At 69.2% G+C, this 14,853-nt stretch carries 10 protein-coding genes; 8 read left to right on the top strand and 2 right to left on the bottom strand.

Going from position 1 to position 14,853, the window contains the following annotated elements; translation table 11 throughout:
- Window positions 1-95 precede the first annotated feature (95 nt).
- From ACGFY9_RS15730 to ACGFY9_RS15695, 8 genes are all read left to right on the top strand, one after another.
- Window positions 96-1,637 carry a hypothetical protein gene (locus ACGFY9_RS15730; protein ID WP_393754422.1) on the top strand — a complete coding sequence of 514 codons (1,542 nt, stop codon included), beginning with the start codon at window positions 96-98 and terminating at the stop codon, window positions 1,635-1,637.
- Window positions 1,634-2,719 carry a MoxR family ATPase gene (locus ACGFY9_RS15725; protein ID WP_393754420.1) on the top strand — a complete coding sequence of 362 codons (1,086 nt, stop codon included), beginning with the start codon at window positions 1,634-1,636 and terminating at the stop codon, window positions 2,717-2,719. Before ACGFY9_RS15730 ends, ACGFY9_RS15725 begins: the two co-directional genes overlap by 4 nt.
- A complete protein-coding gene (gene fxsT, locus ACGFY9_RS15720; RefSeq protein WP_393754418.1) occupies window positions 2,720-7,036 on the top strand; it encodes an FxSxx-COOH system tetratricopeptide repeat protein in 4,317 nt (1,438 codons plus the stop codon). It abuts the gene before it with no gap.
- 569 nt (window positions 7,037-7,605) lie between these two features.
- Window positions 7,606-9,324 carry an HEXXH motif domain-containing protein gene (locus ACGFY9_RS15715; protein ID WP_393754416.1) on the top strand — a complete coding sequence of 573 codons (1,719 nt, stop codon included), beginning with the start codon at window positions 7,606-7,608 and terminating at the stop codon, window positions 9,322-9,324.
- A gap of 182 nt (window positions 9,325-9,506) precedes the next feature.
- Window positions 9,507-9,935, top strand: coding sequence for a hypothetical protein (locus tag ACGFY9_RS15710; protein ID WP_393754414.1), 429 nt, complete (start codon window positions 9,507-9,509; stop codon window positions 9,933-9,935).
- Window positions 9,935-10,249: a tetratricopeptide repeat protein gene (locus ACGFY9_RS15705; RefSeq protein ID WP_393754412.1), complete on the top strand. Its 315-nt coding sequence runs from the start codon at window positions 9,935-9,937 to the stop codon at window positions 10,247-10,249. Before ACGFY9_RS15710 ends, ACGFY9_RS15705 begins: the two co-directional genes overlap by 1 nt.
- Window positions 10,250-10,345: 96 nt before the next feature.
- A complete protein-coding gene (locus ACGFY9_RS15700; RefSeq protein WP_393754410.1) occupies window positions 10,346-11,524 on the top strand; it encodes a hypothetical protein in 1,179 nt (392 codons plus the stop codon).
- Window positions 11,521-12,654, top strand: a complete 1,134-nt coding sequence (locus ACGFY9_RS15695; protein ID WP_393754409.1) for a caspase family protein — start codon at window positions 11,521-11,523, stop codon at window positions 12,652-12,654. Before ACGFY9_RS15700 ends, ACGFY9_RS15695 begins: the two co-directional genes overlap by 4 nt.
- Window positions 12,655-12,724: 70 nt before the next feature.
- Here ACGFY9_RS15695 and ACGFY9_RS15690 read toward each other — a convergent pair whose 3' ends face one another.
- Window positions 12,725-13,624, bottom strand: coding sequence for a hypothetical protein (locus ACGFY9_RS15690; protein ID WP_393754407.1), 900 nt, complete (start codon window positions 13,622-13,624; stop codon window positions 12,725-12,727).
- The gene (locus ACGFY9_RS15685) at window positions 13,621-14,667 is read right to left on the bottom strand and encodes an SPFH domain-containing protein (RefSeq protein ID WP_393754406.1); all 1,047 of its coding nucleotides are present in this window, start codon (window positions 14,665-14,667) and stop codon (window positions 13,621-13,623) included. Before ACGFY9_RS15685 ends, ACGFY9_RS15690 begins: the two co-directional genes overlap by 4 nt.
- Window positions 14,668-14,853: the final 186 nt, after the last annotated feature.

Genomic DNA, 14,853 nt, shown 5'->3' with positions numbered 1-14,853 from the left:
GCCAGGTGCGCTCTTGAGAGTTCACCTGGTTCTGACGAAGTCGGCGTGCTAGCTTCGCAGGTCAGTCAGATGTACCGACTCATGGGGGACAGTCGGTGGAAACGGCGGCGGGATTAAGCGAGTTCGGGCGTGCGTCGGGCAGGGATCTGCTGTTCCGCCTGACGGAGGCTCTGTGCGAACTCGGTTGTCTGGAGGACCAGGCCGGTCGCACATACTTCGCGACTGTGCTCTCCGAGCAGTTGAATCAGCGCGTCGACCTGCGCGGTGTCAAACAGCGCGAGGACGTCATCGCCATGGCGCGGGCGGCGCTCGGTGTCATGGCGGGGGAGCGCATCCTGGTCGACGTCGTCCGTGTCTTCGAGGGTGCCTCGGTCGCCGGCCGGTTCGAGCAGTTGCTCGTGCCTCCCGTCGCGTCTCCCGGCATCGCTGCGCATTTGTTCGGGCCTCTGACGGAGGATGATGTCAGCTCTGCTCTCGCACTGCTGGACGGCGCTGAGACCAGGCTGTCCGAGATCGGACTGCGGGACGGGCTCGCGGGCGAGCTGCATCTCGACCTGCCTTCGCAACTGTCCGTGATCCAACTCTTTACGTATGTGTTGGAGTTGAACGTCCAGCCCGACGGGCTGCCTCCCGCCGTCCTGTTGATGGAGCACGCAGCAGAGCAGTCCAAGACCCCGGGCCGCAGAGTCACCTTCTCAGCCTGGGCCCACCATTGGGCCGACCGCGCCGGCCTGCTCGCCGAACTCGAGCGGCGCAGATCCGAACGGGCGGTCGTGGCAACGGATCCGTCGATTCCCAGATGTCTGGTCGTGGCTGTCGACCCGGCGCGCGACGGCTCCGGAGACATTGTCGTCCGGCCGTGGTTGAACACCGTTCCCGGCCGTTGGCAGCCTCAGCCCGCCGAACCCGAGACAACCGGTCTCGACGGGCTCGGTCCGGCCGTCGAGCGAGTCCTGCGCCAAGTGGTCCGACTCTCGCCGGGACGACAGGATCAGAACCCGACAGGCGCACAACAGGCGCCCCCTTACGTCGAGTTCGTACTCCCCTACGACCTCCTCAACCACGATGTCGCCGGGTTGAGGCTCCGATCCGGTGACAGCAAGCCCCTGCCGTTGGCCCTGAAGTACGCAGTGCATCTGCGTAGTCTCGAACGGATGCGTACGGATGACGCCCTGGTCCGGACGCAGTGGCTGGAACGCTGGAACACACTGCAGAGCCAGGGCATCGGAGTGCACGGCTGGCAGGCGAGTGACGCCGACCGCCTTGACGAGTGGCTGGCCTCCCTGGCTGCCGAGCCGAGCCGGACGGCCGTGGTGATCGACGCACCGGAGGGGGGTGCCGCGACGGACGCGCTAAAGGCAGCCATCGCGGAAGGGGTCGGCCTCGCGGTCTGGGACCGGCGGGGCGAGTTCCTTGAAGAGCGGCGGGAAGTGGTCACGGCTGTGTTCGCAGCGGTACCGACGTCCGCACAGTTACCCGTTGCCATTCATCGGCTACGCCGCACGGCCGAGCTTCACGTCGCCGGGCCGCTCTTGTTGGGGCGTCATATCGCCTTCCTCTGGGACGACCCGAACCGACTCGTCGACATCCACGACTTCGACCAAGGCGATCTCGCCGGCGAGGAGGCACCGCTATGACCACACAGGAGCAGACGGTCCCGAATGGTTGGCACGTGTTCCATGCCACCGGACACGCCCCTGACGGTCCGCTGCCCCAATTGCCCGAGCCTCCGGCCTGGCGACAGTTCCGCGGCGGCCCGCCCCAACCTCCGCCGCCCGAGGACGAGGAGGCCGCGCTGCGCCGCCTGGGACCGGGCGACGTGGTCCAGCAGCTCGGCGCCGAGGAGACCGACATCGTCAACGCGGCGCTGCTGCTGCGTCGCCCCCTGCTGATCACAGGGCCGCCAGGGATAGGCAAGTCGACTCTCGCGTTCCTCATCGGACGTGAACTGGGCCTGGGGCGTGTCCTCGAATGGAACATAGTCAGCCGCACCACATTGCGCGACGGACTCCACACGTACGACGCGCTGGGGCGGGCGCAGGCCATCGCCGCCTGGAGGGCGGGACTGCGGGAAATGACCGACGCAGGGCCCGACGAGAAAGCCGACGAGACAGGACGGGCTTCCTCACCCGATCGTCAACGGACGCCCACGCTGGGGGAGTTCATCACCCTCGGAGCTCTGGGCACAGCCCTGCTCCCGTACGACCGCCCTCGTGTCCTGCTCGTGGACGAGCTGGACAAGAGCGACATCGACCTGCCCAACGACTTGTTGCACGTCCTGGAGAACGGAAGCTACGACATCCCTGAACTGGTGCGCGATGTCGCCGATTCGGCCCGCGTGCACACCAGTGACCCCGACGGAAACGCGGTAGTGCGTGACGGGCGGGTCGAGTGCCGGGAGTTCCCGATCGTGGTGATCACCAGCAACGGGGAGAGGGAGTTCCCGGCGGCGTTCCGCAGGCGGTGTCTGCCGCTGGAGATGCGGCCGCCCAGCCGGGAGCAGTTGCTGGCCATTGTGGAGAGCCATCTGAGGGCACGCCCGAAGGGGGCGGAGGTTCTGGTGGACGACTACATCCGCCGGGTGCGGAGCGGAGGGACTCATTCGCTCGACCAGTTGCTGAACGCTGTGCAATTGACCACTCTGGGTGGTTTCCAGGCCGATGCGGACGGGCGTAAGCTCGTAGAAATGCTGCTCCGCGACCTCGCGAAGGGCCGCTGAATGACCGGCTTACCCCGGGAGCGGGCACCTGGACCCGACGGAGTCGGTGCGGGTGCGCAGGAACCCCCGCACGGGCCGCAAGAGACATCGGCCTCGCTCGTGGACCGCTCGGAATCCACTCCGCACTGGCAGGAGTTGGCAGACGCAGTCTGGCTGAGTGCGTACTGGAACCGGACGGGACGGCGCGCTCCGCCGAGTGCCGTGGAGGCTGTCGAGGAAGGCGAACCGGGCGGTGGGACACCGCCGTTACCGCCCACGCCGCCGCGCGGAGAACGACCTGAGCCGTCGAGTGACGAGCGTGTTCCGATCTCCCGGCCGTTGCCCGCGCCGGACCCGGAAGGCCCCGACCAGGTACACCTGGGGCGGCCCGTGCTGCCGACATCCGACACCACACCGGGTTCGGGTCGGCAGTCGGCGCGGCTGGCTCGCGCACTGCACAGGTTGGCGCGTCGGGTGCCGTCTCACATCGGCGTGGAACTGGACGAAGAAGTCACAGCCGAGCGGGGGGTGTCGGACGAACTGTGGATGCCATGGTTCCAGCCCGCCACCTCGGCGGCGTTCGATCTGGTTCTGCTGATCGACGACGCTCCCACCATGGCGATCTGGCGCGAGTCCACGGCGGACTTGTCCCTCGCCGCGGAACACAGTGGTGCCTTTCGAGGCGTACGTGTCGTGGGGCTGGACGTGCCCCGTGTCGGGCAGCCGACACTGCGCTGGGGTGCGGGACGGGCCACGGCCCATCTGGGGGAAATCCTCAGTGGAAGAGGAGATCGCGTCTTCCTGGTCGTCACCGACGGTCTGGGACACGGCTGGGCCGGCCCCGCCGCCGATCAGCTGCTCGAGCGCCTCGGTCGGGCCGGTCCAACGGCGATCCTGCATCTACTTCCGCCCTACGTGCGACACAGGTCCTCCCTGTATCCGTATCGGGCGATGCTGGAAGCCGGAGGACTCGGAGCACCCAACCGATGCCTCGGTGTACGGCCGCCATGGGGCGGAACTGATCCCATGCGACCTCTTCCGGAGCACCCGGACACCACAGTGCCGGTCCCAGTGCTCTCCTTGAAGGCCGGGTCCATCATCACCTGGGCCGAACTCGTCACCGGGGAGCCGGGGTTGTGCCGCGAACTGCCCACGGTGTTGGCCGGAACACTGGCGAAGGGAGCACCGGCTCCCGGTCTGCGCGCGCCACGGCATCCCCGCGCGGCCGCTGCCGCGGTGCGCCGCTTCTTCACCCTGGCCACGCCGACGGCCCGTCGGCTGGCTACGCAACTGGCTGCCATCCCCTTTGAGTTCGATCTCATCGACGAACTCCGCAAGCGGACGCTGCCGGACAGCGCGCCCGGGCATCTGGCCGAGATCATCATGGGCGGCCTGATCGACTGGGGCGGCTTTGGCACAGTACCCGAATTCGCCGATGGAGTGCGCGAAGCACTTCTCGCCACGACGACTCGCTCCCAACTGGCCGCGATCGTCAGCATTCTGGGCGAGCTGCCTGCGGCCGGCACACATGGTGTCGCGCTCCGTGCCGCACTGCGTGATCCGGCGGGAGCGACATTGCCCGACCCGAGTGCCCGCGGCTGGCACCACTCCGAACTGGCCGTCATGCGTGCGCTGTCGGGGCCGTATTCCGAGCGGGCTCGTCGGATAGAGGAAAGTACCCCGGCCGCGGACGGAACCCCGTCGGTGTCGGTCGGACTTCAGGCTGATGCGCCGACCAACGTGACATCACCTGAAGACGAACACGGAGCGCGCTCCGACCGGACCGGAAACCCCAGGGAGGCTCGGCCAGGCATGGAGATGAAGTCGACAGGGGAGCCTGCCCTCCTGGTGAACGTTCCGCTGAGGAACACGTCGTTCGTGGGACGTACGGCGTTGCTTCAGGCGGTGGAGGAGCAGTTGGGGGCCCAGGACACCGCGGCCGTGCTGCCGCACGCGCTGCATGGGATGGGAGGCGTGGGTAAGTCCCAGCTCGCGCTCGAGTACGTCTACCGCCATCAGCGGGACTACAAGGTGATCTGCTGGATCCCGGCCGAACGGGACAGTCTCATCCTGACCGCGCTCGCCGGTCTTGCCTCGCGACTGCGGGTGATCCCCGAGAGTATGGACGGTGGTGGTGCCCCCGCCGCCAACACGGCCGTACCGGCTGTTCTGGAGGCGCTGCGCACGGGAGTGCCGTACGACAACTGGCTGTTGATCTTCGACAACGCCGAGAACGTCGAGGCGGTCCGCAATTACTTTCCCACCAATGGTCCGGGGAAGATCATCGTCACGTCTCGCAACCGGGACTGGGAGCGTGTGGCGACGCCGCTGCCGGTGAACGTGTTCGAGCGGGAGGAGTCGATCGAGCTGCTCCAGAAGCGCTCCCCGGACCTGTCCGTGGACGACGCCGGCCGGCTCGCCTCTGCCCTGGGCGACCTGCCGCTCGCCGTGGAACAGGCGGGGGCCTGGCGTGCTGTCACAGGGATGCTCGTCGACGATTACCTCGAACTGCTGGCGCAGCGCAGCCCGGAGATTCTTCACCTCGACCCGAACCCCGACTACCCTGTGTCCGTCGCGGCGGCGTGGGACATCTCGCTGGAGCGGATCAGGGAGAACAGCCCGGGGGCGCGCGAACTCCTCGACATCTGCGCCTGCATGGCTCCCGAACCGGTTCCACTCTCCATGCTCCGCAAGGGGCGAGGTATCGACATCACCCGCGAGGTCAACCCCATTCTGCACGAGGCAATCCAACTGAGCCGGGCCATCCGTGACTTGACCCGGTTCTCTCTGGTGAAGCTGGATCTGCGGTTCGACACGTTGCAGATGCACCGGCTGTTGCAGAACGTCCTCCTCGCCAAACTGGGCCCCGAGGAGCGTGAGCGGATGCAGAAGGCCGCACACCGGCTCCTTTCAGCGGCCAAACCCGGCCACTACGCCTCCTCTCTCGAGTGGCCCGCCTACCAGGCACTGCTGCCGCACGTGCTCAGCTCCCAGGTTGTGGCCAGCGCGGATGCGGATGCGCGCGATCTGGCTTACGAAAACGTGCTGTTCCTCTACTACTGGGGTGACCACCAAGGTGCTGTCGACCTGGCCCGGCAGGCCTACGACGCCTGGTTCGCCGCGTCCGGCGAGGAGAGCATCCATGTCATCCGCATTTCGAAGATCCTCGCATTCCTGCTGCGTGTCGTCGGCGAGGAAAGAGGTGAGTCCATCCGGCTGAACGAGAAGGCACTGGAGGTCTCGCGCCGGGTGGAGGTGTATCCGGAGGATCTCATCGACTCGATGATCGAGTTGGCTGACGCGCGGCGCTACCAAGGCCGGTTCGCGGACGCGCGAGATCTGGGGAAGGAAGCCACCGAGCAGGCCCGCACGCAGCTCGGGCCGGACGACGAGATCACGTTGCGGGCCGCTCACAGTTGGGGTGTCGACCTGCGCCTGTGTGGTCAGTTCAGCGACGCGCTGCCCATGGACCAGGAAACGGCCCGCAGGCGCGAGGAGTTGTTCGGGCCCGCCAGTTCGCTGACGCTCAACACCCTCAACGGCGTGGCGATCGATATGCGTGAGAGTGGCGACTATCCAGGCGCCCGAGCTTTTCTGGAGGACGTGTACCGCAACGCGCGTGCCTCGCTCGGCGACCACAACCCCCTCACGCTGCGCATCGCGGGCAATCTCGCGGTCTGTCGGCGCCGTGACGGCGCGATCGCCGACGCCGCCAAGCTCGCCGAGCAGGTTCTGCGCCACCTGGTGACCGCCTTCGGTCTCGATCATACCGAAACGATGTCGACGGCGATCAATGTCATGGTCGACCGCCGCGACGCCGGGGATCTCGACGGTTCCTACCGACTCGGCGACGACACCGTGCGCCGCCTCACTCGACGCTTCGGCGAGGATCACGGGCACACCCTGCTGGCCAAGGCGAACCTGGCCGCCACGCTGCAGGCCCTCGGAGACCTGGACGCCGCTCAGCGACTGGAGGACGACGCGGCTCGCAGACTGGCCGACGTAGTCGGGCCCCGCCATGTGAGCACGCTGACGGTCGACCTGGGCCGGGCCAACGCTGCATTCGCGCGTGTCGACTTCGAGCACGCCCACAGGATCGACCGGGCCAACCTTCCGCTCCTGACCGAGGTCGCGGGCCCGAACCACCCTCTGACCCTGTCCTGCACCGCGAACCTCGCCCTGGACCTGCGCGGCCTGGGCCGTGGTGCCGAGGCGGACGACCTGGAGCGCAGGGCGGTGGAGGGATTCACGCGGGTGGTACGCGAGGACCACCCCTGGCTCCAGGCGGCAAAGCTGCACCGACGCATCCAGTGCGACATGGTGCACATACCGCTGTGACGGGCCCAACGGAAGCCTCGGTCTGCTGCGTTGAGTCCCGAATTGGCTGGTGGTACGCCCCGTGCGGCAACGCGTGCCCAACGGCGATGCACCTTGGGTGACAGGGCGAACCGCGAGTGCCTCCTACGCGCACGGGACGAGTCGCGCAAGCCTTGGGGAGGCGCGGGTCATCATGTGCAATGATCTGGCGGGGCTTCGCCGCGATGCGTCACTTCAGATGCCCCATACACCACCATGAAGACGAAGAGGTAGGCACGTTGCACCGGCCGCTGACTCATGTACCCGAAGTCCAAGTCACCGCCGGTGAAAGGATTTCCGGTGTAGGCGGCCCGGCCTGGGAGTCGGATCTGGCCGACCTTGCCCACGTGCCTCTCACCGCCTTCGACACCCTGACGCCACTCGGTCGCACCGACCGCCTCTTGGTGGAAGTCCTGCGCCCGCGCAGCAGTATGCGCGGCGGCGGCGAGCCGGGCAGAGCGGAGTAGCAGGGGTGCAGCCACCCCACCTCACACGCGAGGAGCGGATCGTTCCTCCCTCCTGATCGCACGTACAACGGAGGTTCTCCGGCAATGACGACCGAGCAGCCCCGGCCTCCGTTGCGCATGCCCGACCACCTCTTCGCCGAACTCGCCACCGGAGGCGGCTCGTCCGACTCCCTGGCCTTCCTCGAACGCGGCGAACGAGTGCGGCGGCTCCTCCTGTTGCGCACGCTCCAGGAGCACCTCGGATCCGTGCCGACACCGCTCACCCCGCACTCCGAGGCATGGCGCGTTCTCCGGGCCGCGGCCGGCCGGGCTCCCGAGGCGGTCGAGCGACTCATCCTGGCTCCCCAGGTTGGTAGTTGGCTGGCGCACGTCCTACGGCGCATGCACGGTGCCTCGGAAGGTCCTCTTCTGTGGGCAGAGGCAGGCCGACTGGGAGTTCTGGCCATCACGGCGGCTCTCCGCGCTCGCATCGAGGCGGACCTCCTGGTCCCGCTCACCGACGGCGCGCTGCATCTGCCCGGCCTGGGAATGGCTCAACTCGCCGCCACGGAAGCCGGGGTGACGATCGGCAGGGCGCAGGCTCGCGACGGCGAGCTGACCTTGACGCTCCCGGAGGCCGCGAACCCGGAATCCTCCCGGGCCGGCGCCGTACTCACCTGCCGCCCCCGGACGGCACCCGCTCGCGAGAAGACCGACCCTGTCGGTACCGGCGCGCGCTGGGTCCCGCTGCGCACTCTTACCTACGCCGGGCCCGCGGGCACCAGCGACGTCCCGCTCGACGACCTGGATCCCTATCGCGATCTTGACGATCCCATCGCTCCGGCCCGGCTGGATGCGGATGAGGCTGCCGTGTGGCAGACGATGTTCGAAGAGGCCACGGGATTCCTCACCGGGACGGAGGAGTCAGGACTGGGCCGGCTCGAACCGAGGGTGATTCGAGCCATCGTCCCGTGGGGGCGGACGAGCAGCACACCGCCGCCGCCACCCGACGTGCGCGTCTCCGCCACCAGCGGTGACTCCTACGGTGCCATGGTGATCGCCCGCCCTTCCTCCGCACTCGCTCTTGCGGAGGCCTTCGTCCACGAGTTCCAGCACAGCAAACTGGCCGCGCTGCTCCACCTGTTCCCCCTCCTCGACGACGACCGCGAGGAGCGCTACTACGCGCCTTGGCGCGCCGACCCACGGCATCTCACGGGGCTCCTGCACGGCGCCTACGCGTTCATCGGCGTCGCGGGTTTCTGGCGGGAACGTCTCGCCAACCCGGAGCACGCCGACACGGCCGCGTACCACTTCGCGCTGCGCCGGCTGCAGGGCCGGCTGGTCGTACGTACCTTGCTGGCCAGCGGCAGGCTCACGGCCGAGGGACGTGTGCTCGTCGCCGGGCTGGGCCGGACGCTCGACGGCTGGCTGCGTGAGCCGGTGGACGGGGCGGCCCTCGACCGGGCGCGTACCGCGGCCGCGCTGCACCGCACCGAATGGCGACTGCGGAACGTCGCACCGAATCCCGTCGCGGTGAACGAGTCGGCCGCCCTTCGTTTTCGTGCTGACCGCGAGTCCTGGCCCGATGTACGCACCTATGCGTTCGCCGACCGCCCGAGTACGCCCCGCACCGCCGACGAGTATCTGGCAGCGGGAAACCCGGCCACCGCACTCGCCCGATACGCCGATGTGCTGGACACTCATCCGGCCGAACCGCACGCTCTCGCGGGCTGGATCGTCGCCAACGCGGCCCTCACCCCGGGGAGAGCGTCCCGCCGAATGCTGGCCCGCCCCGAATTGCTCCAGCCACAGCACAGAGCCTGACAGCTCCTGCCGCCCAACTCTCGTCCCGAGTTGAGTTCGGCTCAACTCGGATCCTCTGGTAACCGTGACCGTTCATAAGAGTCCCGGAGGCTGAAATTCACATGCCGAGCACCGCGACCGGAAGGTCGATGGCCGGAGCATCGGCCCTCCTGGTGAACGTTCCGCTGAGGAACACGTCGTTCGTGGGACGTACGGCGTTGCTTCAGGCGGTGGAGGAGCAGTTGGGGGCCCAGGACACCGCGGCCGTGCTGCCGCACGCGCTGCATGGGATGGGAGGCGTGGGTAAGTCCCAGCTCGCGCTCGAGTACGTCTACCGCCATCAGCGGGACTACAAGGTGATCTGCTGGATCCCGGCCGAACGGGACAGTCTCATCCTGACCGCGCTCGCCGGTCTTGCCTCGCGACTGCGGGTGATCCCCGAGAGTATGGACGGTGGCCAGGAGACGGTGGCACGCTGCGCGGGTCGTTTCGGTGAGAATCACGGTCACGCCCTTCTCACGAAGGCGAATCTGGCAGCCACCCTTCGCGCCTGGGGGAACTCTCGGCCGCCCAGGAATGCGAGGACGACGCGGCCGCGCGGTTGGCCGAGACAGTCGGGCCCGACCATGTGATGACGCTGACCGTCGCGATCGGTCAGGCGAACACGGCATACCAGTGGCTGGACTTCGACCGAGCCCGCCAGATCGACAAGGCCAACCTCCCGCTGCTGGCCGAGGCGGCCGGAGCGGATCACCCGCTGACTCTCTCCTGCGCTTCGAACCTGGCACTCGACTTGCGGGGGCTGGGCCGTGGGGGAGAGGCGGACGAGATGGAGCGACGCGCGGTGGAGGGCTTCAAGCGAGTAGTCCGGGAGGACCACCCCTGGCTCCTGGCGGCCCGTCAGCGCCGACGGATCGAATGCGACATCGCCCCGATGCCGCTGTAACCGACCACCAACCACCGCAGAATATGAGTTACTTGGACGAGTAAAGGTAGTTGCTCGCGTCGCGCCGCAGGCAGGCATCGGTGCCATGGGGGGCACATGACGGCGGTTGTCTTCATCCACGGCACGGGAGTGCGCGAGCCGGGATTCTCCACGCTCGCGAGGCGCGTCGCGGCGGGCCTGGCCGAGCTGAGGGACGGGCTGCGCATCGTGCCGTACTACTGGGGAGGCGCACACGGCGCCACGCTCGCCGCGGGTGGGGCGAGTCTGCCTCCGCAGCTGGGGAGCACGACCCGCGGTCTGGTAGATACCTCTGGCGGGCCGGCCGCTGCCGACAACACGGCTGCGGCTTGGGCCGTGCTCTATTCCGATCCGTACGCCGAACTCGCCCTGGCGGCGGCTGGCTCGCGGGCGTCCGGCGAGCGCCCGCCCGGCTTTGCCCCGCCGCAGCAGAAGCTGCAGTCACAGTTGGCCGCGCTCGCCGCACAAGGGGACGCGGCCGCCACGGACTTGGGCCCCGGTCTGGCCCGCGCTGCCACGGACTTGGCCGCTCATCCGCTGCTGGGCCTCGCCGCCGACACCCTCGACCCGGACGACCTGGCGGTCCTTGCCGCCCGCAGCCTGGTCGCCCGCGTCATCGCCGACGCACTCGACGCGGACGCGCCGCTCGCGCCGACCGGTGAGACGCGGGACGCGGCCACCGACCGGCTCGCCGAAGCCCTCGGCGCCCGGCCGCGAGGGACGGAACGGGGAGTGCGCTCCCTGTTGTTGCGAGTTGCAGGCTCCGCCGCCTCCCGTGCAGTAGTGCGCCGCAGACGCGTCCTCACCGAGGCCGCCCACCCCGCTGCCGGGGACATCCTGCGTTACCTCAGCCGCGGTGACGGGGTCCGCGCCGACCTGCGCGCGCTCGTCGAGGGCCTGGAACCGCCGGTGACGTTGGTCGGCCACAGTCTCGGGGGCATCATCGCCCTGGACACCCTGATCGCGGCCGACCTTCCTCAGGTCCAGCTCCTGGTGACGGCCGGTTCCCAGGGCCCCTTCCTGTACGAATCCGGCTCGCTGCCCTCCCTCGAACACCCCGCCCCTCTCCCGCCGCACGTCCCCGCCTGGCTGAACCTGTACGACCCCCGTGACCTGCTCGGCTATCTCGGCGGGGCACTGTTCCCGGGGCGTGTCACAGATGTCGCCGTCGACAGCAAACAGCCGTTCCCGGCGGCTCACAGCGCGTACTGGACCAATCCCGTCGTGTACCGGCACATTGTGGACCGGCTGCCGTGACCGGTGCCGAGCAGGCGGTGCACAGGCAGGACCCGGGCCGGGTCCACGCCCTGATCATTGGCATCGAGAAGTACGACGCGGGCGATTCCTGGAACCTGCCCGGGCCCGCCAGGGACGCTCTCGCGTTCCACGGGCTGCTGCGCGCGGCCGGCGTGCCCGAGTCCCAACTCCGGTTGCACCTCGCTCCGTTGCCTCCGTTCGTCCCCGACATCTCCTACCGGCCCGCCGACCACGCCACCCTGCGTCGCGCGCTCGTACGTGAACTCTCCACAGCCGAGGGCGATGTGCTGTGGGTGTGGTGGGGCGGTCACGGGGTTCTCGACCGTGCCGAGCACCTCCGGCTGTTGTGCTCGGACGCCACCATCGACGACAAGGTGGCCCTCGACCTGGACTCGGCCCTGGCCCGCTACTCCGGTGACGCCGTGCCCGGACTGGCCGAACAACTGTGGCTGGTGGACGCCTGCGAGACCTTCGAGGAGGCGCTGGCCTTCCGGGACCCGCTGCCCGCCGATGCCCTGCCCGTGGGGCGGCGCAACCTCGCGCACCGGCAGTCGACGCTGCGTGCCGCGGGGCGCGGCCGGGCCGCCGCCAACGATCCTGTGCGGGCCACCGGCCTCTTTTCGGAGGTCCTGCTCGGTCTGCTCGCGGACCGTGCCGGGGTGCTTCCAGGACTGCCCGATCCGGAGGAACTCTTTTCCGCCGTACAGACTCGGGTGAAAGCGCTGCGGGCGGCGGGTGGGACGCTGCAGCACCCTGAGATCCGGTTGCAGATGCCCGAACGCACCGAGATCCTGCCGCCCGCAGGCGAGGACGTGGGGGACCGGTCGGCCTCGCCGCTGCAGCGGGCTGTGGACGCCCTGCTCGCGTATCCGTTGATGACAGACCCGACCGAGCGGCAGACAGTGGTTGGCGCGCTGAACCCGCATATCACTGGAACGTTGCCCCGTCACACCAAGGCACGTACTGACATCGCGGGGATTCTCACCGGACTCGCCCGGCATCATCCGGAGGCGTTGTGGGAACTCTGCGACGCTGTGGTGTCCATCGACGACCACTCCGACCGCAGGCGCGAACTCACCCAAGCCCTGCGCGAGTTCGCGGCGGCGGCGCGACGCCCGCGCAGCCGCTGATGACCGGCCGGAGCGATCGTAGGCCCTTCGACTCCTCGCAAGAGGGAGAGCGCGGTACGTCGCTCGCCGCTCACCCCACCAACCGCAACCTCTCCCCGCAAACCCCCACCCGCACCCCCTGCCCCCACGTCAACTCCACCGCATCCCCCTCCATCCCGTCCCCGAACACGACCAACCCCTCCGACTCGACGGTGAGTTGAAGCACGGCCGCCCCGACCAGCTCCCCCGAGACCAGCGACGTCCCCGTCACCGGTGACGGCCACGCCTCCCGTACGAACCACACCAGCCTGTCCTCCGAGGGGTGTGGCAGGGCGAGGGAACTGCCCCGCTCCTGCCACACCGACCGGAGCCACCCCGTGGCCCCGCTGCCCGTTCCCACGAGCACCCCGGAGGACGCCTGGGCCTCGACGACACCCCCGTCGCCCTCCAGACCCAGGCGGTATCGGGCCGTCTGATGACCGACGGCTCCCAGATAGATCTCGTTGAGCGCGACCAACCGCTGTGTGTCGTCGGCGACGGCCTCGACCATGGTGAGTTCGTCCGCCCCGGTACCGGACGCGTGCGCCGACCGCAGCAGCGCCCCCGCCGCCGACGGGCGGTGCCGTACCAGGACGCCCGGGTTGCGCCCGGGGTCGGTGTCGAAGCCCAACACAGGTTGCCCGGCGAGGTACTTGGCGACGTTCGCGACCAGCCCGTCCTGCCCGACGACCAGCACCACGTCCTCCGGCGCGAACAGGAACCGGTCCAAGTCACCCCGCTCGACCTGGGTCTGACGCCACGTCAGGGGGACAGCCGACGACACATCGGCCAGCGCCCGCCGGGCCCGGCGGTGCCGTTCGGCGACCTCCTCGATGTCCCGGCCCCGCGAGCGAAGGAAGTACGCGGCCTGGCCGTGCGTCCCGTGCCGGGCGACCAACTCCTCGTACTCCGTGGTCCGATGGACGAGGACGGCCCGCGGGGCGAGACTCACGCGCCCGCCTCGACGCCACCGGTACCGAGCTTGGCGAGCAGTCCCGTCAGCACATCCGGCGAGATCGTCACGCTGTCGATGTTCGGCAGGTTCTCCGCGAGCCGCGTCCCGGTGAGCGCGTGGAGAGTCGCTACGTCGACGTCGGCGTGCACCCGCAGCCACGCCGCCTGGGCGTGCGCCCGCGCCTCACCCACCTCGCGCGCACCCTCGGCCTCGGCTCGGGCGAGCCGTACGGAACGCGCCGCCTCGGCGTCGGCGAGCCGTACCGTACGGGTCGCCTCCGCCTCGGCCCGTACGCCGTCGGCCGCCGCGTGCTCCTCGGCCTCGCGGCGGGCGTTCGTGCCGCGCTGGTCGACCAACTGCTCCTCGCGGCGGGCGAGTTCGATCTGGCTGTCGAGTTCGTTCTCGGCGATCGCGCGCTCCCGTTCGACGGCCACGGCCCGGCGCTCGTAGGTGGCCTTGTCCGCCTCCTGCTGGATCTGTTCGCGGGCCGGGGTGCGCAGCGCCCGTTCCACCTCGGGCTCGGGGCGGATGGCCATCACGCGGACGGCGACCACCTCGATGCCGGTGGCCGGCAGGCGAGGTTCGGCGCCGAGGCCTTCCGCGATCCGCTCCCGTACCGCCGTCACCCCGTCGACCAGCGCGGACGCGAGCGGTGTCCGGGCGAGCACGGCCAGCGCGTGCTGCTGGGCGGTCTCCGTGAGCAGGGTGCCGAGTTGCTCCAGGGGCGAGCCCCGCCACACACCCGTGTCCGGGTCGACGGAGAAGTCGAGGCGGGCGGAGGCCAGGGCCGGGTCGCTGATGCGGTAGGTGACGGTCGCCTGGACCGCCACGTCCTGGAAGTCGGACGTACGGGCGTGGAAGGTCATGGCCAACTCGCGGTCGTCGACCGGCACTTCGGAGAGCGCGGCGGTCAACGCGCGGAACCAGAAGCTGAGTCCGGGGCCGTCGTGCAGCAGCTTGCCCGAGCGGTGGTGCCGGATGTGTGCCGTCGGAGCTCCGCGCAGGTGGCGCCAGCCCAGGCGCCGGGTGATGTCGGCCATCAGAGTCCCTCAGATCCCGTCAAGTCCCGTGGGATCCGGTCGGATCCCGCATCGATCTCGTCAGTAAGACGATAATCGCCCGGCCCACTTGTCGTCAAGGGGACGAAAAGAAGTGGCAGTGCGCGAAGTGGTGGCGGTATGTGAAGTAAGGGGGTGAACCCGGCCCCGGATGGTCAGGATGGAGAC

Origin of the sequence: Streptomyces sp. NPDC048504 (genome assembly GCF_043200035.1) — a bacterium.
Classification (GTDB): Bacteria; Actinomycetota; Actinomycetes; order Streptomycetales; family Streptomycetaceae; genus Streptomyces.
The sequence above is the reverse complement of the archived record's forward strand: the minus strand, read 5'-3'. Positions and strand labels throughout refer to the sequence as shown.